The organism is Pseudomonas sp. NY8896, from assembly GCF_039634505.1.
The window spans coordinates 1,950,266-1,972,856 of record NZ_CP132350.1 but is presented as its reverse complement, the minus strand read 5'-3'; the positions used below and the strand labels follow the sequence as shown (position 1 = coordinate 1,972,856).

23 protein-coding genes are annotated in these 22,591 nt (G+C 63.0%); 9 read left to right on the top strand and 14 right to left on the bottom strand.

What is annotated here, in order from left to right; genetic code table 11:
* Positions 1-141 precede the first annotated feature (141 nt).
* On the top strand, positions 142-1,317 hold the full coding sequence (gene nhaA / locus Q9451_RS08850) for a Na+/H+ antiporter NhaA (RefSeq protein ID WP_012273843.1): 1,176 nt from the start codon (positions 142-144) through the stop codon (positions 1,315-1,317).
* Between the two features lie 69 nt (positions 1,318-1,386).
* Here the strand turns inward: nhaA and Q9451_RS08845 are convergent, their stop codons facing one another.
* Positions 1,387-1,851, bottom strand: coding sequence for a glycine zipper 2TM domain-containing protein (locus Q9451_RS08845; RefSeq protein ID WP_009684613.1), 465 nt, complete (start codon positions 1,849-1,851; stop codon positions 1,387-1,389).
* Between the two features lie 147 nt (positions 1,852-1,998).
* On the opposite strand from Q9451_RS08845, the gene Q9451_RS08840 reads away from it, so the two are divergent.
* Positions 1,999-2,232 (top strand): hypothetical protein, encoded by a 234-nt coding sequence (locus Q9451_RS08840; RefSeq protein ID WP_012273844.1) that lies wholly within the window; start codon positions 1,999-2,001, stop codon positions 2,230-2,232.
* Between the two features lie 114 nt (positions 2,233-2,346).
* On the opposite strand, the gene pdxH is transcribed toward Q9451_RS08840, so the two are convergent.
* The 5 genes from pdxH to dinG all read right to left on the bottom strand — a co-directional run bounded on the left by pdxH (position 2,347) and on the right by dinG (position 9,803).
* On the bottom strand, positions 2,347-2,994 hold the full coding sequence (gene pdxH, locus Q9451_RS08835) for a pyridoxamine 5'-phosphate oxidase (RefSeq protein WP_012273845.1): 648 nt from the start codon (positions 2,992-2,994) through the stop codon (positions 2,347-2,349).
* 18 nt (positions 2,995-3,012) lie between these two features.
* Positions 3,013-3,990, bottom strand: coding sequence for an OmpA family protein (locus Q9451_RS08830; RefSeq protein WP_012273846.1), 978 nt, complete (start codon positions 3,988-3,990; stop codon positions 3,013-3,015).
* 99 nt (positions 3,991-4,089) lie between these two features.
* Positions 4,090-5,235 carry an EstA family serine hydrolase gene (locus tag Q9451_RS08825; protein WP_012273847.1) on the bottom strand — a complete coding sequence of 382 codons (1,146 nt, stop codon included), beginning with the start codon at positions 5,233-5,235 and terminating at the stop codon, positions 4,090-4,092.
* A 109-nt stretch (positions 5,236-5,344) separates the two neighbouring features.
* On the bottom strand, positions 5,345-7,579 hold the full coding sequence (locus tag Q9451_RS08820) for a beta-galactosidase (protein WP_012273848.1): 2,235 nt from the start codon (positions 7,577-7,579) through the stop codon (positions 5,345-5,347).
* 79 nt (positions 7,580-7,658) lie between these two features.
* Positions 7,659-9,803, bottom strand: coding sequence for an ATP-dependent DNA helicase DinG (dinG, locus tag Q9451_RS08815; protein WP_012273849.1), 2,145 nt, complete (start codon positions 9,801-9,803; stop codon positions 7,659-7,661).
* 98 nt (positions 9,804-9,901) lie between these two features.
* Here dinG and Q9451_RS08810 point away from each other — a divergent pair, with 98 nt between their 5' ends.
* A complete protein-coding gene (locus tag Q9451_RS08810; protein ID WP_012273850.1) occupies positions 9,902-10,366 on the top strand; it encodes a CopD family protein in 465 nt (154 codons plus the stop codon).
* A gap of 71 nt (positions 10,367-10,437) precedes the next feature.
* On the opposite strand, the gene Q9451_RS08805 is transcribed toward Q9451_RS08810, so the two are convergent.
* The 4 genes from Q9451_RS08805 to Q9451_RS08790 form a co-directional block, all read right to left on the bottom strand.
* A complete protein-coding gene (locus tag Q9451_RS08805; RefSeq protein ID WP_060493574.1) occupies positions 10,438-11,196 on the bottom strand; it encodes a hypothetical protein in 759 nt (252 codons plus the stop codon).
* Entirely contained in the window at positions 11,189-11,464 is a 276-nt protein-coding gene (locus Q9451_RS08800; protein ID WP_012273852.1) for a DUF1145 domain-containing protein, read from the bottom strand. The genes Q9451_RS08805 and Q9451_RS08800 overlap by 8 nt, the downstream gene beginning before the upstream one ends.
* A gap of 98 nt (positions 11,465-11,562) precedes the next feature.
* Positions 11,563-12,282, bottom strand: coding sequence for an OmpA family protein (locus Q9451_RS08795; protein ID WP_345960902.1), 720 nt, complete (start codon positions 12,280-12,282; stop codon positions 11,563-11,565).
* 89 nt (positions 12,283-12,371) lie between these two features.
* Positions 12,372-13,064: an OmpA family protein gene (locus Q9451_RS08790; protein WP_012273854.1), complete on the bottom strand. Its 693-nt coding sequence runs from the start codon at positions 13,062-13,064 to the stop codon at positions 12,372-12,374.
* Between the two features lie 159 nt (positions 13,065-13,223).
* On the opposite strand from Q9451_RS08790, the gene Q9451_RS08785 reads away from it, so the two are divergent.
* The 4 genes from Q9451_RS08785 to Q9451_RS08770 are packed head-to-tail and all read left to right on the top strand — an operon-like array spanning position 13,224 to position 14,881.
* On the top strand, positions 13,224-13,718 hold the full coding sequence (locus Q9451_RS08785; protein ID WP_012273855.1) for a DUF6231 family protein: 495 nt from the start codon (positions 13,224-13,226) through the stop codon (positions 13,716-13,718).
* Positions 13,719-13,720: 2 nt separating this feature from the next.
* On the top strand, positions 13,721-14,197 hold the full coding sequence (locus Q9451_RS08780) for a YchJ family protein (RefSeq protein WP_012273856.1): 477 nt from the start codon (positions 13,721-13,723) through the stop codon (positions 14,195-14,197).
* 2 nt (positions 14,198-14,199) lie between these two features.
* Positions 14,200-14,676, top strand: a complete 477-nt coding sequence (locus Q9451_RS08775; RefSeq protein ID WP_012273857.1) for an LEA type 2 family protein — start codon at positions 14,200-14,202, stop codon at positions 14,674-14,676.
* 7 nt (positions 14,677-14,683) lie between these two features.
* Positions 14,684-14,881, top strand: a complete 198-nt coding sequence (locus tag Q9451_RS08770; protein ID WP_009684590.1) for an SEC-C metal-binding domain-containing protein — start codon at positions 14,684-14,686, stop codon at positions 14,879-14,881.
* Between the two features lie 30 nt (positions 14,882-14,911).
* Here the strand turns inward: Q9451_RS08770 and Q9451_RS08765 are convergent, their stop codons facing one another.
* The 4 genes from Q9451_RS08765 to Q9451_RS08750 are packed head-to-tail and all read right to left on the bottom strand — an operon-like array spanning position 14,912 to position 18,517.
* The gene (locus tag Q9451_RS08765; protein ID WP_012273858.1) at positions 14,912-15,814 is read right to left on the bottom strand and encodes a pyridoxal-phosphate dependent enzyme; all 903 of its coding nucleotides are present in this window, start codon (positions 15,812-15,814) and stop codon (positions 14,912-14,914) included.
* Positions 15,811-17,022, bottom strand: a complete 1,212-nt coding sequence (locus Q9451_RS08760) for an MFS transporter (protein WP_012273859.1) — start codon at positions 17,020-17,022, stop codon at positions 15,811-15,813. Before Q9451_RS08760 ends, Q9451_RS08765 begins: the two co-directional genes overlap by 4 nt.
* A complete protein-coding gene (locus tag Q9451_RS08755; protein ID WP_012273860.1) occupies positions 17,019-17,807 on the bottom strand; it encodes an alanyl-tRNA editing protein in 789 nt (262 codons plus the stop codon). Before Q9451_RS08755 ends, Q9451_RS08760 begins: the two co-directional genes overlap by 4 nt.
* Positions 17,804-18,517, bottom strand: coding sequence for a serine O-acetyltransferase (locus Q9451_RS08750; protein WP_041166578.1), 714 nt, complete (start codon positions 18,515-18,517; stop codon positions 17,804-17,806). Before Q9451_RS08750 ends, Q9451_RS08755 begins: the two co-directional genes overlap by 4 nt.
* A gap of 172 nt (positions 18,518-18,689) precedes the next feature.
* Here Q9451_RS08750 and Q9451_RS08745 point away from each other — a divergent pair, with 172 nt between their 5' ends.
* Entirely contained in the window at positions 18,690-20,030 is a 1,341-nt protein-coding gene (locus Q9451_RS08745) for a PLP-dependent aminotransferase family protein (RefSeq protein WP_012273862.1), read from the top strand.
* Between the two features lie 103 nt (positions 20,031-20,133).
* Entirely contained in the window at positions 20,134-22,575 is a 2,442-nt protein-coding gene (locus Q9451_RS08740; RefSeq protein ID WP_012273863.1) for a penicillin acylase family protein, read from the top strand.
* The last annotated feature ends 16 nt before the right edge of the window (positions 22,576-22,591 follow it).

The window sequence follows — 22,591 nt, the reverse complement described above, 5'->3', positions numbered from 1 at the left end:
ATCTGCATCTAGGCTTCACTAAGCCAAGGCAGCAACACCATATAACAAAAACGAATATAGTTTTTGTTTTAAAGAATATCGCCACAGGCTAGGGTGTACGCCCGTACCATTCGTAAACTGCTCATGGAGAGCCTATAGCCCGTGCGTAGCCTGTTCACCCGTTTTTTCCAGCTTGAAGCCGCCAGCGGCCTGCTGCTGATCGCCGCCGCCGTTCTGGCCCTGATCATCAACAACTCGCCACTGTCCTACCTGTACAGCGGGCTGCTCGACGTGCCCGTCGCCGTCCAGATCGGCGCGCTGAACATCGCCAAGCCATTGCTGCTATGGATCAACGATGGCCTGATGGCCCTGTTCTTCCTGCTGATCGGCCTGGAGGTCAAGCGCGAGGTGGTCGACGGCCACCTGTCCAAGCCATCCCAGGTCATCCTGCCTGCCACTGCTGCCGTTGGCGGCATGGTGGTGCCGGCACTGATCTACTGGTTCATCAACCGTGACAACCCGGCGGCCGTGGCCGGCTGGGCGATCCCAACTGCCACCGACATCGCCTTTGCCCTCGGCGTGCTGGCGCTACTGGGCAAGCGCGTGCCGGTGTCACTGAAGCTGTTCCTGATGACCCTGGCGATCATCGACGACCTGGGTGCGATCATTGTCATCGCCCTGTTCTACTCCGGTACCCTGTCGAGCGTATCGCTGCTGCTGGCGGCGGCCTGCCTGGTGGTGCTGATAGCGATGAACCGGCTTGGCGTGGTCAAGCTTGGGCCATACATGGTCATTGGCCTGATCCTCTGGGTATGCGTGCTCAAGAGTGGCGTGCATGCCACCCTGGCCGGTGTCGCCCTGGCCTTGTGCATCCCACTGCGCACGCGCAACGCCGAAACGTCACCGCTGCTGGCCCTGGAACATGCCCTGCACCCTTGGGTGGCCTATGCCATCCTGCCACTGTTCGCCTTCGCCAACGCCGGCGTTTCGCTGGCTGGCATGACCGTAGAAAGCTTCACCCACCCCGTGCCGATGGGCATCGCCGTCGGCCTGTTGCTGGGCAAAACCGTAGGTGTTTTCGGCCTGACATGGCTGGCGGTGAAGCTGCGCCTCGCCGCGCTACCTGCTGGTGCTGGCTGGGGGCAAATACTGGGGGTGGCGATACTCTGCGGCATTGGCTTCACCATGAGCCTGTTCGTTGGCTCGCTCGCCTTCTCCCCAGGCAGTAGCGAATACGCCGGTATGGACCGCATGGGGATTCTTACCGGCTCGTTCTTCGCCGCAGTGATCGGCTACGCCGTCACCGCCATGGCCAGCCGCAAGCCCCGTGTTGGTTGATTTGGCTGAGGCATGAAAAAACCCCGACTGGCAGCAGCCAGGTCGGGGTTTTGTTTTACTGCGCTACGGTCAGTGCGAAACGCGGCTGGTACCGTCAACGGTCATGATGCGCACGCGGTCACCCACGCGGAAGATTTCGTTCTCCTGCACGGCCTGCACATAGGCGCGCATGCTGCCGTCGTCTTCACGTACGGTAATTTCGACACCTTGGGTACGAGTCAGGCCTTCTTCGGCAGCGGAGCCTGCCAGGCCACCGGCAACAGCACCGATCACCGCAGCGACGATGCTGCCACGGCCACCGCCAACGGCGCTGCCAGCAACGCCACCCACGATGGCACCAGCACCACCGCCGATCGGGGTCTTGGTACCCTCGATCTTGACTGGGCGCAGGGACTCGATGGTGCCCATACGCACGGTTTGCACGCGGCGGGCCTCGTCACGGGAGTAGCTGTCACCGGTCAGGCTCGAGGCACAGCCTCCCAGCAGCAGCGACATGGTGGTAAAGGTCGCCACCAGCAAAGCGGATTTACGCATGGGTAAAGTCTCCATAAGTCAGGTGCTCATTAGACGCTGCACATTGACGGCTGTCACGGTACAAACGTAATAAAATTGTTTTCATTCAGCCGGGGTACAGCCTGCCGGGCTGTGTCGAAGGCCTTTCAAGTGAGACCAAGGATAGCCATGGATTACTTCATCGTCGTGGTCGCCACCGTTGCGGGGCTGTATTTCCACGGGTGGCTGTATGTGCGCATGCGCCGCTGGATGGACCGCGACCTGGCGTTGTCGCTGGCGGGTGCCGATCCTGATAAGCGCGCGTTCATGCTGGAAAGGTTGGAACAGGCGCGACAGGAGAAGGTGGGACGCAAGCAACTGGCAGGGTGGTTGGAGCGGGAAGCGGCGGAGTATCCGGGGTAGCCTGATCGATCGTCGTGGCTGCTTTGCGGCCCTATCGCGACACAAGGCCGCTTCCACAGGTACAGCGCGATCGCCTCTGTGGGAGCGGCCTTGTGTCGCAGCAGCCCCGGGACCTCAGGGCGCCAGCCGCTCCCGCTGCCATTGCCCATTCACGAACCGGTAATTCAACCGGTCATGCAAGCGGCTCGCCCGCCCCTGCCAGAACTCGATGCGCTCAGGCAACAAACGGTAGCCCCCCCAATGCTCAGGGCAGTGCGGCTGGGTGTCGGAAAAGCGCGCTTCGGTAGCCTTGACCAGGCCCTCGAGCTCTTCACGCCCGGCAATCACCCGGCTCTGCGGCGAGGCCCAGGCCCCCAGGCGGCTGCCCAGCGGGCGCACCTGATAGTAGGCATCCGACTCCTGCGCCGAGACCTTCTCCACCCGCCCTTCGATGCGCACCTGGCGCTCCAGCGCCGGCCAGAAGAAGGTCATGGCTGCAAAAGGGTTGGCCTGCAATTGCTGGCCCTTGGCGCTTTCGTAATTGGTGAAGAAAGTGAAGCCCTGCTCGTCGAGCCCCTTCAGCAACAATACACGGCAATGCGGGCGGCCTTCGCCGTCCACGGTGGCCAGGGTCATGGCGTTGGCTTCCACCGGCGCCTGCTCGGTTTTCACCGCATCGGCGAACCACTGGTGGAACAGGACGAACGGCTCCCCCGGCGCCTGGGCTTCAGCCAGGCCATCACGGGTGTAGTCGCGGCGCATATCGGCCAGGGATTGGGTCATTGCTGCGTTCCTTGACGATCAGTTGGTCTTCGCAGGGCTATTGGCAGCTACTTTTTTATCGGCGGTAGCTTTCTTGGCAACAGGCTTGGCCGGCGCCGCTTTCTTCTTGGCTGTTGCCTTCACAGGTGCTTTGGCCTTGGCCACGGGCTTCTTCGCCGCAGGCTTGGCAGCCGGCTTGTTGTCGGTGGCCTTGGCAGCAGGTGCCTTGGCATCCTGTACCGCCACCATCGAGGTCGGCGCAGGTGCCGGAGCAGCCTGCTGATACTTGGCCAACAGTGCGACCATGGTGTTTTGTGGGGTCAGCAGCATTTCCACGCGGCGGTTCAGGGAGCGGCCCTCGGCGCTGTCATTGGCCGCACGCGGCATCACCGAGCCCATGCCCTTGAGGGTCAGGCGGTCACGCTGCAGGCCGCTGAGGCGGAAGATGGCCGATACCGAAGCGGCGCGCTCCAGGCTGAGTTTCTGGTTGGCAGCGGCAGCACCGCTGCTGTCGGCATGGCCCAGTACCAGCACGGCAGTCTTGGGGTCACCTTCGACGGTCTTGGCCACGCGGGTGATCGGGCCGAGGGTCATGGGCAACAGCATGTTCGGGCGGTCAGGGTTGTACGAGCTGTCAACCGGCAAGGTTACCGCCAGCACATTGTCGCGGCGCTCAAGCTCCAGCTTGCTGTCCTTGATCGCTTCGCGCAGCTTAGGCTCGTATTCGTCCAGCCAGGCCTGGGTGGCCTTCTGGTCAATTTTCGGCACCACGGGGCCCTTGGCCTGCTTGTCATCGCCACCAAACGGCCACCACCAACGGCTGGCGCTCTCCGATTTGGCGTCAGCCTTGGCCACGTTTTCAGTGACGGCTGCCTTCACTTCCTGCTCGGCGACCTTGTCCGAACCGAAAGGCCACCAGTTGGAGCCACCTTCCTTGGAGCCGTCCGGGGAGTGGCTGGCGCAGCCGGTAACGGCGGTCAGGCACAGGGCGAGTGCTAAGGTTTTATGTGAAGACATCAGCGATACACCATGAAATAGAAAGATATTTTGCCTAGGCACTTCAGGCGTTGGCATTGAGGATAGTCAAAGGGGGTGGGCAATACCCGCATTACCCGATCAAAGGCAACTGGCAAGGACGCGTACCAACTTTTGCGCGCGTGGGTCCATCAGCACATAAGGGCCGAGGGTATTGACCACGAAACCGAAGGCCACATCGTGCTCCGGGTCGGCAAAACCGACCGAACCACCGGCACCGGGGTGGCCGAAGGCGCGGGCGCCGAGGCCAAAGGTGGCGTTGGCCACCTCGGGCTGGTCGAGCATGCAGCCCAGGCCAAAGCGGGTTTGGGTGAGCAAGGTACGGTCCTGACCCAGGCTGTGTTCACGGGTCAGTTCATCGAGCAGTTCAGATTCGAGCAGGCTGCCGTCAAGAAGCCCGGCATAGAAGCCCGCCAGGCTGCGTGCGTTGCCATGGCCATTGGCCGCTGGCTGTTGCATACGACGCCATTCAGGCTTGTTGGTACTGGTCAGGATCGCCGGCGGGTTGGTGAATGCACGGGTCGACAACGCCTCTGGCTCACGCATGGTTACCTGTAGCAAGCGCTGCGCTGCGGCATCCCCCGGGTTGCCTTTGCCACGGGCGATATGCGCCACGCGGTGGAACTCTTCGTCTGCCAGGCCAACGTGGAAATCCAACCCCAACGGGCGGGCGGTGCGGGCCACGATCGAGTCGCCAGGGCCACGGCCATCGGCGCGGCGAATCAGCTCGCCGATCAGCCAGCCGTAGGTGATGGCGGCATAGCCGTGTTCGGTGCCGGGTGTCCACCAAGGTGTCTCGGCCGCCAGGGCATCGACCATGGTCTGCCAGTCGTACAATGCCTCGGCCGGCAGCAGCTCGCGAATCGCCGGCAAGCCGGCACGGTGGCTGAGCAGTTGGCGCAAAGTGACCGACTGCTTACCGGCCTGGGCGAACTCGGGCCAGTAGTTGGTCACCGGGGCATCGAGGGCCAGCTTACCCTCGCCGACCAGTTGCAGGGCGGTGACGGCGGTGAACGTCTTGGTGCAGGAGAACAGGTTGGCGATGGTATCGCTGTGCCAAGCCTGCTGGCCGTCTTTGTCGGCACTGCCGGCCCACAGGTCAATAACGGTTTCGCCCCCCACCTGGATGCACAGTGCGGCACCACGCTCCTGGGGATCATCGAACAACGCGGCAAAGGCTTCGCGCACGGCTTCGAACTTCAGCTCATAGTGACCCTGGATCTGCACCCGCTGTACTCCGTACGACCATGTCCAAAAAAGGTGTGCATTGTTTCAGTAGTTGGGTGTTTTGCAAACTGGCTTGGGCCAAATGGTCGCGACGAACGGTAACTGGCGCTCAGGGCGCCGGTTTCTCCAGCAGCGCTCGCAATTGGCCCATGGCCTGCAGGTTGCTTTTGCGCACGGCGTCAACAAACCCTGGGTACGGCACATCGGTGATGGCCACCAGTCCAAGGTGACCGTTCTCGCCGTCAAGCAGGCGACCGCTGGCCGGCTGATCGAGGTACTGGAACCAGTGGGCGCCAACGATCATCGGTTGCGCCAGGGCGGCCTTGAGGAAGTTGCCGTAGGCCGGGCCGCGATCCTCTTCCCGCGCCAACTCCAGCGGCCCCGGCCAGAACGGCCCGCGATCGCGCGAGCCGAACTGGAACTCGGACACCAGCACCGGCTTGTCCAACTCGGCCAGGCGAGCGAAGTCGTAACCGTCCTGAGGCTTGAGGGTATAGAAATTGAAGCTGAGCACATCGCAGAACTCTGCACAGGCTTTGACCGCTTCTGGCGTGCTGATGGCATAGCGGCCACCCAACAGCAGGTGATTGGGCGCATGCCACTTCAACGAATCGGCAATGGTCTTGAAGTAGGTCTCGGCAAATACCTGTTGGAAATGCTGGTAATCACGTTCGATTTCCGGGTGCTCCGGGTTGGGCAACGGCGCCTCGAAGCCTGGATCTTCCATCAGTTCCCAGGCGGCCAGCTCGATGCCCCAGGCCTTGGACAGCCCTTCCTGGTTGCGATACTTGTCACGCAACTGCTTGAGGAATGCGCGCTTGGCCGGCACGTCGGTGGTCAAGCGCAAGGTGCCGTAGGCCAGGCCGTAACGGGCTTTGGGGTCGCTTCCGGGAGCAGCCCAGGCCAACTCGTTATCGGCGAAGTAACCGATCAGCCAGGGGTCGTCACGGTGATCGCGGGCGGCAATGGCCACGGCACGCTCGGTGGCCATGGCGAAACGCGGGTCAAACGGATCGGGCATGCTGCCCCACCAGTCCATGCCGGTACTGATGCTGGCGTAGTCGCCCACGATCGACAGCGGCACGGTGTATGGCAGGCGCCTGGCCTGACCAAGGGCAGGCTCGCTCCAGTTGCCGATGGTGTTGAAACCCCAGGCCTGCAGGCGGTCGAGCGCGTGCGTCTGCCAGCGGGCCGCATCCAGCGCCAGCGGTGGGCAGTTGGCGGGCTGGCCCTCCACTGCGGGCGGGCAGGGTTTGCCATAGGTACGTTGAAGGTTGGCAGCATAGAAGTCGAACCAGCGCCCCTGTTTGAAATTGCGCCCTTGCGACGAGGCATTGCCATCGTCGTTATTGCCCTCGCCATAGAAAGCGGCCAGTGCATTGCCCTCAGCGGGCAGGGCCTTGAACATGCCTTCACGCCCAGCGACATAGGTACGCCCGCCGTCTGCCGCCACGGCGTTTACCCCCAGGGAATAGAAGGGGTGCCCTTCCGGCGTTACCAAGTACCAACGGCCATCACGCTTTTCGGTGCGGAAGAAGCCTTTGGCGGCGAACGCCGGCCCGGCCAACAGGCCGCCGTAAGGGTCCAGCTGCTGTTTGCCGCGCTCTGTCAGCCAGCCCTTGAGCTGTTGCTGTTCACGGGTATCGGCTGCCTTGAGCTGTTCGTCATTGGTAACCTTCTCAGGCCAGTTACCGCGCGTGGACTGGCCATAGGTATCGATCAGCTCATGGTAGGCAGCCTTGTAAGCCTGGTCGTCATCCTGAATGCCGACTCGCTCGATCAGCAGGTTTTGCGCGACCTTGGGGTTGGGAATACTCAGGCTCACCGAGGCCACCTGCTTGAGGTCGACTGCCCCGGCGCTGCTGGTCAGCAGCAGGCGCTGCCCGCCATAGTTCCAGGGCATCGGCGGGCCGGCACGCATGCCCTGGTTCAACGGTGAACTGGCTGTCAGCGGCACCATCACGGTTTGCGCGGGGCCGGCCGGCAGGTCGATACGGCTGGTCAAGGTGCGGCCATCGCTGCCTTGCACCGTGACATCCACGGTCAGCGCCCAATCCATGGCACTTTGCAGGCGTAAGGTCAGGAACTGCCCGGCGGACCAGTCCCACGCCCCGCCTTGCGGGCTCAGGCGCAGCGTCGGCCGCTGGGCCGGGTTGAACACCACACGCCGCAACACCTCGCCCTCGGCCGTCTGCTCCGCGTTGTACTGCGGCATGCCGGCATCCTCGGTCACCACATTGACCACCGAGGCCGGGCGCACGAAGCTGAACAGCGTCTGCTGCCCGGCCAGCAAGGGCGAGCTGAACAACAGGGCGAAAACGGCGGGCAGGGTACGGCGGACCATAAGGCTGGGGCTCTCCTTCAGGGCCGTCATGGCCCAAGACTGAGTAATGGACAACGCGCCGGAGCAAGTGCTCCGGTGCTCAGGAAATCTCCCGCCGGAACGGCGGCAGCGCATTGAGAATAGCCTTGCCGTAACGCTGGGTGACCAGACGCCGATCGAGCAAGGTGATGACGCCGCGATCCTGCTCGGTACGCAGCAGGCGGCCACAGGCCTGGATCAACTTGAGCGACGCGTCCGGCACGGCAATTTCCATGAACGGGTTGCCGCCGCGGGCCTCGATCCACTCCGACAAGGCAGCCTCCACCGGGTCGTCGGGCACGGAGAAGGGAATTTTGGCGATGACCACGTGCTCGCAGTACGCACCCGGCAGGTCGACACCTTCGGCAAAGCTGGCCAGGCCGAACAACACGCTGTGCTGGCCATCGTCGACCCGTGCCTTGTGCTTGTTCAGGGTTTCCTGCTTGGACAGGTTGCCCTGGATCAGCACCAGCTTACGCCAGTCGCGGTCCAGGCCGTCGAACACATCCTGCATCTGCTTGCGTGACGAGAACAGCACCAGCGCGCCACGGGCATCTTCGACGATGTTCGGCAGTTCGCGGATGATCGCCGCCGTGTGCGCCGCCGCATCGCGTGGGTCGGCCTGCAAGTCCGGGACCCGCAACAGGCCGGCATCGCCATGCACGAACGGGCTGGGGACCACACAGGTGACGGCATCGCGCGGCAAGCCCGAGCGCATGCGGAAGCGATCGAATTTGCCGAGCGCGGTCAACGTCGCCGACGTTACCAAGGCGCCATGGGCAACGCTCCACAGGCTGCGGCGGAGCATTTCGGCAGCAAGAATGGGGCTGGCGTTGACTTCGATGTCGAACATCGCACCGCTTTCGGCCAACGTCAGCCAACGGGCCATGGGCGGGCTGTCTTCCGGGTCTTCGGCGGTAAAGGCCGTCCACAGTTCCCAGTTGCCCTGGGCACGGGTGACCAGGCTGCCGAACAGCGGATACCATTCTTCGGCCTGGTGGCTGGCAATGCCGATGCTCACCTCACCGTCCATCCCTTCCTTGAGCAGGTCGGCCAGGCGGGTGAACAGGTCGTTGAGGCGGGCGAAGCCCTTCTTCAACTCGATGCCCACCTCGCGAATCTGTTCTGGCACCACCCCACCCTCAAAACGGTAGCGCGGGCGCTCACGGCCTTCGGTGTCCTCGCTGGGGCGGAAGTCGGCCACCTGTTCGCACAGCGTGAACATGAACTGTTGTTGGGTGCGCACTTCCCGCGCCAGCTCCGGCACCTGCTCGATGTATTTGCCCAGGTCACCGGGCAGCGGGTGCTGGGCCAGAAGCTTGGTCAGGTTCTTGGCCGTCTGCTCAAGCCAGTCGCCCGTGGAACGCAGCCGCGAATAATGGGCGAAGTGGCCGATGGCCTTGTCTGGCAGGTGGTGGCCTTCGTCGAACACGTACATGGTATCGCGCGGGTCGGGCAATACCGCACCGCCGCCCAGGGCCAGGTCGGCCAGGACCATGTCGTGGTTGGTGACGATCACGTCGACCTTGCCCATGCCTTCGCGGGCCTTGTAGAACACGCACTGCTGGAAGTTCGGGCAATGACGGCCCGTGCACTGGCTGTGGTCGGTGGTCAGGCGTGCCCAGTCCTGGTCTTCCAGGGCCTCGGGCCAACTGTCACGGTCACCGTCCCAGCGGTTGCCGGCGAGCTTCTCGATCATGCTGTTGAATAGCTTCTGGCTGCGTTCGTCGACTTCGATACGGAAGCCTTCTTCTTCGAACAACTGGGCGGTGGCCGACTGGGCATGGCCTTCCTGCAGCAGGATGTCGAGCTTGGACAGGCACAGGTAGCGGCCACGGCCCTTGGCCAGGGCAAAGCTGAAGTTGAGCCCGCTATTGCGCATCAGGTCGGGCAGGTCCTTGAAGACGATCTGCTCCTGCAGGGCCACGGTGGCAGTGGCTATCACCAGGCGCTTGCCGGCGGCCTTGGCGGCCGGAATGGCGGCCAGGCTGTAGGCCACGGTCTTGCCGGTACCGGTGCCCGCTTCCACGGCCACCACGGCAGGCTCACCGGCACGCCGGCCTTCATCGTCGCAGGCAATGTCGCCAAGCACCTTGGCCACTTCGGCGATCATCAGACGCTGGCCGTAGCGCGGCTTGAGGCTCTTGGCTTCGAGAAAACGCGAATAGGCGCCCTGAATAGTGGCTTTGAGTTCGTTGCTGATCATGGTCTGCAGGCGCCCGGAGGGCTGGATATATTTTCAGTGTTTCACACGGGGCGGCTATCATACCCCGCTATTGCCCTTTGTGCCGCATGGAGATCCGGATGCTCGCCTTTGCCCTGCCCTACACACTGCATGTTCTAGCCGCCCTGGTATGGGTCGGCGGCATGTTCTTCGCTTGGCTGGTGCTACGCCCGGCAACGGTTGCAGCCCTTGAAGGGCCTGCCCGCCTGCGCTTGTGGGTGGAAGTTTTCCGACGTTTCTTCGGCTGGGTCTGGCTGGCGGTGGCAATCTTGGCGATAAGTGGTATCGGCATGTTGCACATGCGCTTCAGCGGTTTCGAGACCGCGCCTAAGTACGTGCAGGTGATGATCGGTGGCGGGATCGCCATGTTTGCCCTGTTCATGCGCATTCAGGCGTTGCTGCTGCCGGAACTGAAGGCGGCGGTGCTGGCCGAAGATTGGCCAACGGGTGCGACGGTGCTGGGGCGGATTCGGCGGATGGTGGGTATCAACTTGCTGCTGGGCCTGGCCGTGGTGGCTGTGGCCAGTTCGCGCCTGATGATCTGACAGGTTTCACGCGGTCCCTGCAGGAGCGGCCCATCACGACACAAGGCCACTTCTACAGGGGACAGCGAGGCTCAAAGGGGCTGCAGAATCAGCTCACCCGCAGCACCCGCCAGGCCGGGCTGGCCCGGCTGGCCCGGTCGCCCATTGGCCCCAGCATCGGTGCTGTACACCAGGCACCCTTTGCTCGCCCCACCTTTACCGGCCTTGCCTGCCGCCCCTGGCTTACCCGGTGCACCGCCATCCAGTCGCACGACAATGCGCTCTTGCGGGAAGCCCTGCGGCACGCTCAGGCGAATACGCCCACCCGGCGCACCATCATGCCCGTTGCCACCATCATCACCATTGGCACCCCGGCTGGCCTGGCCCCAGGTGCAGCCACCGGCCTGGCCGTTGGCACCATCCAGGCCCACATAGCCCGGCGCACCAGCACCGCCACGGGCATCGATCGCTACTCGCTCGGCATCCAGCTCAGCCAGTTTCAGGTCCAGGCTACGGCCTGAACGGGCTGCACGCTGGTAACTGCCCGCTGCCCCCGGTGCACTGAATTCACTGCCTTCGCCCAACCGCGCGCTGCGCGCTTCTATCAGCAACGGGTTATCGGAAGGTGCAATGGCGATACGCGCATCACGCCCCAGTTCAAGTTGGTCGACCTTCAGTTCCGCGAGCGAGGCAGGCAACAGCAGGGTCGCCGCATCAGCGACACGCAGGTGCGTGAGGTGCACACTGGCTGACTTATCGGGCAGGCGCAGCATGGAATTGGCAGCGACTTCCAGGCTTTCGGCCTGGGCAAGGGGAGCGGCCAACATGGCCAGCAACATCAGATTACGCATTACGCGGCGCCTCCTGCGCACGGGGAATGGACATGACATGGAAGATACCCGTCAGCAGGATCTGCAACCGGTCGAACCAGCGGTGGCTGCGCCCACGCAGGCTGCCATTGAAGAACAGCACTTCGAGCAGGTGCAGGCCGAACAGGAAAATACCAGCGGCATTGATCAGCAGATTGAAGGGCAAGGGTTGTGGCATCAGCTGATTGAACAACACCACACCCCAGAAAGCGACCGTCAGGACCTTGCCCAGGCCCAGGATGAACTTCATACCCCGCCCCTATCGATTGTTGTTATGTCGAGACGCCCCGATCGAGCGGGCCGTGCGCGCCACATTAACTGCAATGCCAAGGCAGGCGCCAGCACCACTCAGTTGAGGTGCAGCTCCACCCGTCGGTTGCGCGCGCGGCCCTCCTCGGTTTCGTTGTCGGTGACCGGCTCGCTTTCGCCACGGCCCTGGCTGGTGACCTTGCCCGCCTCCAGGCCCTGGCCAATCAGGTATTCGGCCACGCTGCTGGCGCGGCGTTCGGAGAGCGTCTGGTTGTAACTGTCGGAGCCCACATTGTCGGTGTGCCCGATCACACGGACCTTGGCCACGGTTGGTGAATCGAGTTTCGCCACCAGGCCTTGCAGGCGCTGCTGGGCCGCCGGCGTCAGGTCGGCGGAATCGAAGGCGAACATCACCGCGCCGTTGTCATCGAGGATGATCACCTCGGGCGACGGTTCGGCCACAGTGGCTGGTGGCGCGGCAGGGTATTCCTTCAACGGGCAGCCCATGTGGTCGACCGCCGTATTGGCCGGGGTATCAGGGCAATGGTCGCGGCGATCGAAAATACCGTCGCCGTCTTCGTCACCGTCCTGGGCATAGCAAATCAGCCCACCGGCGATGGCGCCCAGGGCACCGCCACCGGCGGCCCAGGTAGAACTTTCGATGGCGCCCAGGCCACCACCGACCAAGCCGCCCAGCAGGCTGCAGATGGGCCAGGTCCTTTGGTTGAGTGGCGCGCTGCCATCGCTGTGCGTGGCGCAGCCCGCAAGCAGGCTGGCAGCCACCAACAGCGGCAATGCCGCCTTCGACGTCACACTCATGCTGAATGCTCCTGTGTCATTGGCCACGAACGGCTGACCGGCATGAAGACGCGCCCGTGCCACTGCTCAAGGCACGGGCGCACGCCGCTTCACCGCTGGATCTTGATCTCGGTACGACGGTTCATGGCACGCCCTTCGGCCGTGGCATTGTCAGCTACCGGTTGGGTTTCACCGGCACCGACCACCGAAACGAAGCTCCTGCGCGGTACACCGCTCTCGACCAGGTAATCGGTCACCGAGTGGGCGCGACGCTCAGACAGTTTCTGGTTGTAGCTGTCGGAGCCGACACTGTCGGTATGGCCGCTGACGCTCAGCCGGGCAGATGGCGCTTCCTGCTTCAGGCGCGTGGCAATGGTATTGAGGCGCTCTTTGTCGCTGGAGGTCAGACGCGCAGAATCGAACTCGAAGTGCACATCGCGGATGACGATGACTTCTTCCTTCTGCACCACCACTTCCTCGACCACCGCTGCCGGCTCTGGCGGGCATCCGTTGGCATCGACCTGCACGCCACGCGGGGTGCCTGGGCACTTGTCACGGCTGTCCGGCACGCCGTCGCCATCCTCGTCGCCATCGCCATGGGCCCAGCAATAGCCCGCCGCCAGGCCACCGCCCAGCAACGCGCCCCAGCCAGCCCAGCTGGAACTCTCGATGGCGCCCAGGGCGGCGCCGCCTACACCCCCGACGGCGGCACACTTCGGCCAGTCGGTTTTTTGCAAACCTGCACAACCAGTCAACACACTGGTGAGCAGTACCAGGGGTAACGCTGTGCGTACTATGCTCATTTCATTGCTTCTCCTAGGGGGAATCGGCATAAGGCCGATCTCTGGGAGTAAAGACCGCCCATTCCATCCCTGCCAGCAATAAGCCACGACGTAGGCACATGCCTCTTTGCCCGCACGCTGCGGCCCGCTAGTCTTGGACGACTTGAACGAGGATTGGCAATGACCGACGGTTTTTCCCAACGCACCCCACAGCAGGCTTTGGCAGCCCTGCTGGAGCGCTTCACCCCACAACGCCTGCTGCTGGTGGGCACGCGCTTTCCGGCGCTGGACGCCTTCGCCCAAGCGCACCCGCAGGTGACTATCGCCACCGCAGCCCCGGGCCCGCTGCCGGCCGAACTGGCCGCCCAGCGCTTTGACCTGGCGGTACTGGTGGACTGCCTGGAACACCTGCCCAAACGCACCGGCCTGGAGCTGCTCGGCGGCATTCGCAACCTCAATGCCAGCCGGGTTGCCGTACTGGCCGACCTGGCTGCCTGCGGCTGGCAGGACACCGACTTTTTCGCCCTGGCCCTGTCAGCCAGCGAGAAATTCTGCCGTGACCAACAGGTTTTGAGCCTGTTCACCTATGATCTACATGACTACAAGCAGGTCCCGGACTGGCTCAACGCCAGGTTCTGGGCCAACCCTGAAAACTTCGGCAAGTACTGGTGGTGATGATGAGTGTCTCGGTCTGCCCTTGTGGCAGTGGCAACCTGCTTGACGCCTGCTGCGGGCATTACCATGCCGGCACCCCGGCACCGGATGCCCAGGCACTGATGCGCTCACGCTACAGTGCCTACGTGCTGGGCCTGGTCGACTACTTGGTGGCCACGACCCTGCCGGCCCAGCAGGCCGACCTGGACCGCGCCGCCATGGCAGCCTGGAGCGCCCAAAGCACCTGGCTGGGCCTGGAGGTAGAGAGCGCCGAAGTGCTGGGCGGCCAGCCGGAACACGGCTTTGTCACCTTCACCGCACGCTGGCACGACCAGGACGGCGATCACCAGCACCGCGAGCGTTCGGCGTTCGTACAGCATGCCGGGCGCTGGTACTTCATCGACCCCACGGTCGGGCTGAAGGCCGGGCGCAACGACCCCTGCCCCTGCGCCAGCGGGCAGAAGTTCAAGAAGTGCTGCGCCAGTTACGTGGGGAGCTGAACATGATCGACCGCGCCCGTCTGCTGTTGCTCGGTACGCTGATGGCATTGCTGACGGGCTGCGCCAGTTGGGGTGGCGACGACTGGCGCGAACCCGAAGTGCACCTGGTCGAGGTCGAAACGGTCAAGGCCAGGCTGCTGGAGCAGGAGTTCGTGTTGCACCTGCGGGTCGACAACCCCAATGACAGCCGCCTGTTCATCCGCAACCTGTCGTATGCCGTTCGCCTCAACGACCTGCTGCTGGTGCAGGATGAAACCAGCGTATGGCGCAGCGTGGGCGGGCACGCCCAGCGCACCTTCAAGATCACCGCGCGAACCAACCTGTGGCAGCACCTCAAGCCACTGGCCAAGCTGCTACGCAGCAAGCAGCCGCTGCATTACACCCTGCAGGGCGAACTGGCGACCGGGCTGCTCATCCATCGAGACCTGCACTTATCGCGCAGTGGTGAGATAATCCCCGGCGATCACATCCCGGAGTAACCCTGCAATGTCCCAACAACCCCACGTTCATGGCCCTGACTGCAACCACGACCATGATCACCACCACGATCACGGCCATGTGCACGGCCCGCACTGCAACCACGGCCACCAGGAGCCGGTACGCAACGCCCTGAAGGACGTTGGCCGTAACGACCCCTGCCCGTGCGGCAGCGAAAAGAAGTTCAAGAAGTGCCACGGCGCCTGATCTGACCTGCCCCCTGCTGTGGGCTTGTGCCTACGCGGCTTTGCGTCGGTTCGTCCCCAGCAGGTCCTGGTACCACAGGCCGGCGTCATAGGCGATGGTCACCAAGGTGGTTGCGGCATAGCGCGGGTGCTGGGCCATACGTTGGGCGACCGCAAGGCAGGCTGCGGCGGTATTGCCGACGAAAATGCCACTTTGCATGTAGAACCAGCGCTGCGCGGCCAGCATTTCGGCATGTTGCACCTGAGCCCGTTCGTCCACCAGCGACCAGTCCATGAACGGCGGGCAAACGCCCACCGCCATGCCTTCAAAGCGATGATCGGCGAACACCCCAGCCCGCGAGTCACAGCCGCTGGGGTCGACCAGCACCGTCGACACCTCGAAGCCATGGTCCTTCAGCCCCAGGGTAATACCCGTGAAGCTGGCGCCAGTGCCTGCGCAGCCGACAAACAGGATCTCCCGCCCGGCCCCAGCATTGGTCAGTTGCACGGCCAGCTCGCTGGCTGTCTGGTAGCGATGCGCCTCGACACCCACCGGGTTGTTGAATTGATCGGTATAAAAGTATGACTTGCCCAGCGCGGCCTGGTTTTCCAGGTGATGCATCACCACATCCTTGGGTGTGGCACCGGCCATCAGCATTTCCTTGCCAATCAGCCGTGCACCGAAGCACTCCAGCAGGTCCCGCTTGGTCTGGCTGAAACTCAACCCAACTGCCAGCTCAACGGCGACTTGGTGCTTGTGGCAAGCCGCCAGCAAGCCAAAACCGAAACTGCCGCCGGTTTTTTCGATGACGGTTGTCACACCGGGAATGATATTGCCATTGCGCACGGCATGCTCGACGATGCGCCGGGCCGCACGGTATTTGTGGCTACCGCCCGGGTTGTTCATTTCCAACTTGGTGTAGATGCGTTCGCTGACACTGATGAGCTCGCTCATTTGCGGCTACCTTCCATTGAAGTATGCAAGCAGGCCTTGTTCTGCAGCAGGCCGGCAGTGGCGACCAGCAGCCCGATGCACAGGACCATGCAGATGGCATTGGTGCCGTCCCAACCGACCGAACTCAGCAACAGCGAAGGGCTGAATGCGCCGAGGGTGGCGAAAATGGCAATCGCCAGGTCGTTCTTGCCCTGCATCTGCATCGCCGCCGGGCTGTTTTGCAGCGACTGGGCGAGCAAGGCACCGCCGCCTACATACGTCAGGTTCCAACCCAGCCCGAGGGCAATCAGCGCCAGGGTCATCATGGCGTAGCTGTGCGACCAGATATTCATCGCCGAACAGCCGATCAACAGGGCCAGGCCCGCGCAAATGGTGGTCCTGATACCCAGCCGCTGGATGATGGCGCCGGTGAAGAACGACGGGGCGAACATGGCAATCACATGCCACTGGATCGCCAGGCGCACGTCAGAGAAGTCCTCATGCATGTGCTTCATGTGCATCGAGGCCTGGATCATCAACAGGTTCATGATCCCGTAGCCCAGCGCGGCAACCGCCATGGCCACCATCACGCTTGGGCTCGCAGGCTCAGTGCGGGCGCTAGACGACTTGGCTGCGTTGTTGACCGCACGGGCCACCCCTGCATCGTTGGGCAGGCACAGGGCGATCAGCAGTGACAGCAACGCCAGGCCGACAAACGCGGCATAACACAGCGAAAACAGTGGGTAACCGCCCACATCCCGCAGCCACTCGGTGAGCGTCGGCCCGACGACAGCAGCAATGACGCCCCCTGCCACGACCAGCGAAAGGGCTTTGGGCTTCAGGGCCTGGGAAAGATTATCGGTGGCCGCGAACCGGTTGAAGTTGGCGAACGCGATATACACACCCAACGCAGAATGGCTGAGTACCAGGGTTGGAAAATGCTGGTGCTCCACCGCCAGGAAGCCGCTTACACCCGACAACGCCAAGGGGATCGCCCCCAGCATGAAGGCCTTTTTGCGGCCAATGCGGCCCATCAACCTGGAGACCGGATAGGTTGCCAACATCAGGCACAGGAACTGGAACCCGTACGGCACCGTGGACCACGCAGCGTCAGGCGCCAGCGCCGCGCCAACGATGGCGGCCATGGTCACCGACATGACAGCAGTCGTCAGGTTGATCGACTGTGCGGTGAAATACAGGTACGTGCGCCGCGGTAGCGTGCTGTTCATAGTGCATGCTCGTGATAGGTGGACAGGTCGATTTCGGCCTCGGGGAACACGCAGATCAGCCGTTCCTTGCCTTTACCCAGGCGTTTGCGCCTGACGCTCAGGTGCCCGATGCGCCGAGGTGAATCGAGGTGTGTGCCACCACACGGGATCTCGATGCCGTTGTAGGTCCACAAGCGCGCGTCTTCCAGCCCATCGACCGCGTAGTGCTCGATGGGCGCTTCGCAGCCGATCAGTTCATTGGCCCGCCGTTCTATTTCAACCACGTCCTCGGCGGTGAAGGCGTCCTCGACCAGGAAATCGAAACGTGCCGAGTCCTCTTTGATGTGACAGCCGATGGTCCATTGCTTCAACTCTTCTCGCAGCCCGATGGCGGCGGCATACAAGAAGTGGCTGGCACTGTGAGACAGCGTCAGCCGTTCGCGCCGTTCAATATCGATGGTGACGCGGGCCGGCATACCTGCGGTGACTTCATCGAGCAAGTGCAGGTCATCGGGGTGCAGGCTGTGAATAATGATGCCGCCCAGCTTTCCACCTTTGAAACCTTCAAGGCGAATGGGGCTACCGTAAAGTTTTTTAACCCAGATGAAGCGTACGGTACCGATGGGAAGTTCAATGGTACCCATGTCTGCCTCCTGGCCACCGCCTTCCGGGTAGGCCACGGTACTTTGCAACTCGATACCGTCACTGTGCACCCGCGTTACTTGCGTGTTTGCACCGGCCTGGTATTGGTCTTTGTAATACAATTTCTCGGTGTTGCGTAAAACTTCATAGTTGAGAGCATTCATGGTTCAAGTACCACCTGCAATGATGTTTTTATCTGTACCCGAGCAGCGGCGGGGACATCTTTGGTAATAATGCAACCCGGCCCGATAAACGCGCCGTCGCCGACGTGGATAGCACCCAGCACACTGGCGAAAGCGCCGATCTGTACCCGGTTGCCAAGGGTCGGGTGCCGGGCGCTGGAAGGGTTGTCACTGATGCCTCGGGCGCCCAGGGTGACGCCGCCGAGCACGTAGCAATCGTCACCAATGGTCGAGGTCTCACCAATGACGGTGCCCATGCCGTGATCGATGATGAAACGCGCACCGATGCGGCTGCGGAAATGGATCTCCGCCCCCGAGAGCATCTTTCCGCGCCTGGAGATCATGGCAGCCAGGCATTGGCCGCCGGCGCCGTAGGTGGAGGCCGTATTACGGTAAATCCAATGGGCAAGTCGATAGTGCAAAACCGCCGAGTAAGAGGTGTAGGTTTTTGCAATGAATACCAGGTCACGGCCAGCCGCCGGATCTTTCTGGGCAAAGGCCTGCAAGTCGGCATGGGCCTGTTCAGAAACACTTTCAATAACCAATGTTTCTTTCAGCGCCTCGAACTCGTCGATTGAACAGCACTCCAACAACGCCGAGGTCACAAGGTTTTTTACAACTTTGAATGACGCCAGTTCATCAGGCACAGGGAGCCTGGCAATCACGGCTGATTGCATGTCCATAGTATGCATGGGCTTGATATCCAGTTGTCTGGTGTGCACAGACGCTAAAAGTGCTGCCTTTGCTGGCAGCCGAAAGTTCCGACAAGGGGATAGTGGCATGTACTGGCCATTTGCAAACGAACAGTCGACAAGCATTTCCGTTAACTGTTAGGCTTTTTTTTCTAACGGTTTCGGACCTGCCATGAACCCCAGCAGCCTTCATCACCTGTTGAAACAACGCCTGGATGCCGGCGAGTGGTTGCCAGGGCAACGCATGCCCTCCATCCGCAAGCTGACGGCTGCGGTCGACTTCAGTTACCACGACGTCGTATCGGCCTATGCCCAGCTGGTCAGCGAAGGTGTGTTGACGGCCTCACCCGGCCGTGGCTACTTCGTCGCAAACAGGGCCCGGCAAGCGAGCGTTATCCACGAACCCGAGTGCATGGCCGGTGATCCGCTGTTCCGGCTGCTGCAGGGCGGCCAGCATTACACCAAGCTGGGCAGCGGCTGGCTGCCCCCTGCATGGCGAGACACCGAGCTGCTGGCCAAGGCCATTCGGCGCACGGCGCGGCTGGAGCAAAGCTCACTGGCAGAGTACGGCGACATCCAGGGCTACCTGCCCATGCGCAAGCAGTTGTGCGTGCACATGAAGCGGCTGACCCGTGTCGAAGCCCGCCCCAACCAGTTGCTGACCACGCTGGGTGCCACGCAAGGCCTGGACCTGGTCGCACGGTTGTTGATCAAACCAGGCGACCACGTTTTCGTCGACGAACCCGGCAACGGCAACCTGATCAAGCTGATCCAGCTGGCGGGCGGGCACGTGGTCGGCATTCGGCGAACCCAGGACGGGCCGGACGTGGAAGAAATGAGAAGCTACCTGGCCACGCACAAGGTCAAGGCGTTCTTTTGCAACAGCACGTTCCACAACCCGACCGGTAGCAACATCAGCCCCCATAACGCCTTCAGCGTCCTGCGCCTGGCGGTGGAGCACGAGTTTTTCGTGGTCGAGGATGATGTGTATGGCGACTTCAGCCCTGCCGTGCGCCAGACCTTTGCCGAGCTGGACAACCTTGACCGGGTTATTTACGTCGGTAGCTTCTCCAAATGCCTGTCGGCATCACTGCGTGTGGGTTTCATTGCCTGCTCGCAAGACCTGATCGAACCACTGACACGCCTGAAACTGCTGACCTGCGTCGCCGTGCCGGCGTTTTGCGAACGCTTCGTCAACACCATATTGTCTGACGGCACCTATGCCCGACACATGAAGGACGTGCAGCAGCGCCTGATCCGTCAGCAAGTGCAGACCCAACGCTTGTTGCTCGAGCGCGGCTGGCAGTTCGATATTGCGCCGCAAGGCGGCATGTTCCTCTGGGTCTACCACCCGGACCTGCCAAACCTGCAACCTTTCATGCGCAAACTGGAACAACACAAGATCTTGTTGATGCCCGGTTCAGCATTTGCGGTCAGCCGTGACTACCAACGCTACGCGCGTATCAATTGCACGCATTTTTCCGACACCTTGGCTGACCACTTCGACGTTTGACCCGGCGTAATCAAATAAACCGACCTGGGACCTTGCACGGCGCCTGCGCGCTTACTACCTTAGCGCCTTTCCAAACCAGCCTCGCCTTGCAGGAGCCCTTGTCATGGCAGCCCCCGCCTTTCCTCCCTTCCGCCTGCGGTTCACCACCGCTGCCACGCTGCTCGGCATGCTCGGGCTGGCCGGCTGCCAGACGGGCGGCTACCAGGACAGCGTGCCACCGACCAGTGGCGTGCAGCCACTCAAAGGCCTGGCGCAGAATGTTTCGGTACGGCGCAATGCCATGGGCGCGCCGCTGATCGAAAGCAGCAGCTTCCATGATGCGCTGTTCAGCCTGGGCTATGTGCACGCCGGCGACCGCATCGAACAGATGGTCGCCATGCGCCTGCTCGCCCAGGGCCGCCTGGCCGAACTGGCCGGCAGCGAAGCGCTGGATATCGACCGCCTGATGCGCGCCGCCAACCTCAAGCAGAGCGCGGCCCAGCAATACGCCGACGCATCACCACGGCTCAAGCGCTTCTTCGAAGTGTATGCGCGCGGGGTAAACGCCTACCTGTTCCGCTATCGCGACAAGCTGCCGGCCGCCCTGGCCAGCAGCGGCTATCGCCCCGAATACTGGAAGCCCGAAGACTCGGCGCTGATCTTTTGCCTATATGCCTTCAGCCAGTCGGTGAACCTGCAGGAAGAACTCAGCGCCCTGACCCTGGCGCAGAAAGCCGGCAGCGACAAGCTGGCCTGGCTGCTGCCTGGGGCCCCCGACGAGCCGTTGGCCGAAAGCGAAGTGGACAAGCTCAAGGGCCTGAACCTGGCCAGCCAGTTGCCGGGGCTGCCAGCCCTGGCGGCTGCCAGCCAGAAGCTGGCCGACCTTGACCTGCTCGGCAGCCCGGGTTCGGCCAACCTGGCCCTGGCCCCGCAGCGCAGCCGCAGCGGCAAGAGCCTGCTGGCCAGCGACAGCCGTGCCGCCTGGGCCCTGAGCCCGGTACAAATCAACACCAGCAAGTACCAGGTTGCCGGCCTGTCGTTGCCTGGCTTGCCGATCGTGCTGGCCGGCTATAACGGCAAGCTGGCCTGGAGCAGCAGCGCGGTAATGGCCGACAACCAGGACCTGTTCATCGAGCAGCTGCGCCGCCAGGGCAGCCAGCTGAGCTACCTGGCCGACGGCAAATGGCTGCCAGCTCGCGCCCGTAGCGAAACCTTCTTTGTGCGTGGCCAACGCCCCCTGCGCGAAGTGATGTATGACACCCGCCACGGCACCTTGCTGGCCCAGCCAGACAACGCCAGCCTTGGCTTGGCGCTGAACCTGCCACAGTTCAAGGGTGACCGCAGCCTGGATGCACTGTTCGACCTGACCCGGGCCAAGAACGTGGAACGGGCCTTCGACAGCACCCGTGAAGTCACTGCTGCTGCCCTCAACTTCGTGTTCGCCGAACCTGAGCACATCGGCTGGCAAGTCAGTGGCCGCTACCCCAACCGCCGCGAAGGCCAGGGCTTGTTACCTTCGCCGGGCTGGGATGGGCGTTACGACTGGGACGGCTATGCCGACCCGATGCTGCACCCGTATGACCAGGACCCACCTGCAGGCTGGATCGGCCACGCCAACCAGCGCAGCCTGCCGCGCGGCTATGGGATGCAGCTGTCCAGCACCTGGTATTACCCCGAACGCGCCGAACGCCTGGCCCAGCTTGCCGGCAACGGGCGCCACGACAGCCGCAGCCTGATGGCCCTGCAGAACGATCAGGTGACCTTGCTGGCCGACAAGCTCAAGCAGATGTTCGACGCCCCTGGCATGGCCCAGCCGCTTAAGCAGGCGATCGACGCCCTACCGGCAGCCCAGCGTGACAAGGCCCGGGACACGCTGGCCCGCCTGAAGGCCTTCGATGGCCGCTTGAGCCCGGTGTCGGCGGATGCCGCACTGTACGAATTGTTCTTGCAGGAGGTCGCGCGGCAGACCTTCCTCGATGACCTGGGCCCGGAGTCTGGCCCAGCCTGGCAGGCGTTCGTCAGCAATGCGCGCTTGTCGTTCTCGGCGCAGGCCGATCACCTGCTGGGCCGCGACGACAGCCCGTTCTGGGATGACCGCAATACTCCGCAAAAAGAAGACAAGCCCGCCATCCTCGCCCGCAGCCTGGCCAGTGCGATGGATACCGGAATCGCGCAACTGGGCGCCGACCGCCGCGCCTGGCAATGGGGCAAGCTGCACCAATACCGCTGGCCGGCACCGGCCTACCATGGCCTGGGCGATGCCATCAGCCGTTCGCCCCTGGCCGCTGGCGGCGACTTTTCCACCCTGGCCCTGACGCCATACGCCTGGGGCAGCGACTTCGCCACCCGCCTGCCAGCCTCGGCGCGGATGATCGTCGATTTCGGCCAGGCCGAACCGTTGCAGGTGCTGACCAGCAGCGGCCAGTCAGGCAACCCGGCCAGCGCACATTACAGCGACGGGCTGGATGCCTGGTTCAAAGGGCGCTTCATGAGCCTGCCGCTGCAGCAGCAGAACTTCGGGCGGGCGTATGGCAACCAGCGCCTGACCTTGGTGCCGGGTCGGTAAGGCATTGATCAAATGA

Excerpts from the sequence above, each read along its gene's own strand:
- Q9451_RS08845 (WP_009684613.1), bottom strand. The coding sequence starts at position 1,851 with ATGCGTAAATCCGCTTTGCTGGTGGCGACCTTTACCACCATGTCGCTG.
- Q9451_RS08840 (WP_012273844.1), top strand. The coding sequence starts at position 1,999 with ATGGATTACTTCATCGTCGTGGTCGCCACCGTTGCGGGGCTGTATTTC.
- pdxH (WP_012273845.1), bottom strand. The coding sequence starts at position 2,994 with ATGACCCAATCCCTGGCCGATATGCGCCGCGACTACACCCGTGATGGC.
- Q9451_RS08830 (WP_012273846.1), bottom strand. The coding sequence starts at position 3,990 with ATGTCTTCACATAAAACCTTAGCACTCGCCCTGTGCCTGACCGCCGTT.
- Q9451_RS08820 (WP_012273848.1), bottom strand. The coding sequence starts at position 7,579 with ATGGTCCGCCGTACCCTGCCCGCCGTTTTCGCCCTGTTGTTCAGCTCG.
- dinG (WP_012273849.1), bottom strand. The coding sequence starts at position 9,803 with ATGATCAGCAACGAACTCAAAGCCACTATTCAGGGCGCCTATTCGCGT.
- Q9451_RS08810 (WP_012273850.1), top strand. The coding sequence starts at position 9,902 with ATGCTCGCCTTTGCCCTGCCCTACACACTGCATGTTCTAGCCGCCCTG.
- Q9451_RS08805 (WP_060493574.1), bottom strand. The coding sequence starts at position 11,196 with ATGCGTAATCTGATGTTGCTGGCCATGTTGGCCGCTCCCCTTGCCCAG.
- Q9451_RS08800 (WP_012273852.1), bottom strand. The coding sequence starts at position 11,464 with ATGAAGTTCATCCTGGGCCTGGGCAAGGTCCTGACGGTCGCTTTCTGG.
- Q9451_RS08795 (WP_345960902.1), bottom strand. The coding sequence starts at position 12,282 with ATGAGTGTGACGTCGAAGGCGGCATTGCCGCTGTTGGTGGCTGCCAGC.
- Q9451_RS08790 (WP_012273854.1), bottom strand. The coding sequence starts at position 13,064 with ATGAGCATAGTACGCACAGCGTTACCCCTGGTACTGCTCACCAGTGTG.
- Q9451_RS08785 (WP_012273855.1), top strand. The coding sequence starts at position 13,224 with ATGACCGACGGTTTTTCCCAACGCACCCCACAGCAGGCTTTGGCAGCC.
- Q9451_RS08780 (WP_012273856.1), top strand. The coding sequence starts at position 13,721 with ATGAGTGTCTCGGTCTGCCCTTGTGGCAGTGGCAACCTGCTTGACGCC.
- Q9451_RS08775 (WP_012273857.1), top strand. The coding sequence starts at position 14,200 with ATGATCGACCGCGCCCGTCTGCTGTTGCTCGGTACGCTGATGGCATTG.
- Q9451_RS08770 (WP_009684590.1), top strand. The coding sequence starts at position 14,684 with ATGTCCCAACAACCCCACGTTCATGGCCCTGACTGCAACCACGACCAT.
- Q9451_RS08765 (WP_012273858.1), bottom strand. The coding sequence starts at position 15,814 with ATGAGCGAGCTCATCAGTGTCAGCGAACGCATCTACACCAAGTTGGAA.
- Q9451_RS08760 (WP_012273859.1), bottom strand. The coding sequence starts at position 17,022 with ATGAACAGCACGCTACCGCGGCGCACGTACCTGTATTTCACCGCACAG.
- Q9451_RS08755 (WP_012273860.1), bottom strand. The coding sequence starts at position 17,807 with ATGAATGCTCTCAACTATGAAGTTTTACGCAACACCGAGAAATTGTAT.
- Q9451_RS08750 (WP_041166578.1), bottom strand. The coding sequence starts at position 18,517 with ATGCATACTATGGACATGCAATCAGCCGTGATTGCCAGGCTCCCTGTG.
- Q9451_RS08745 (WP_012273862.1), top strand. The coding sequence starts at position 18,690 with ATGAACCCCAGCAGCCTTCATCACCTGTTGAAACAACGCCTGGATGCC.
- Q9451_RS08740 (WP_012273863.1), top strand. The coding sequence starts at position 20,134 with ATGGCAGCCCCCGCCTTTCCTCCCTTCCGCCTGCGGTTCACCACCGCT.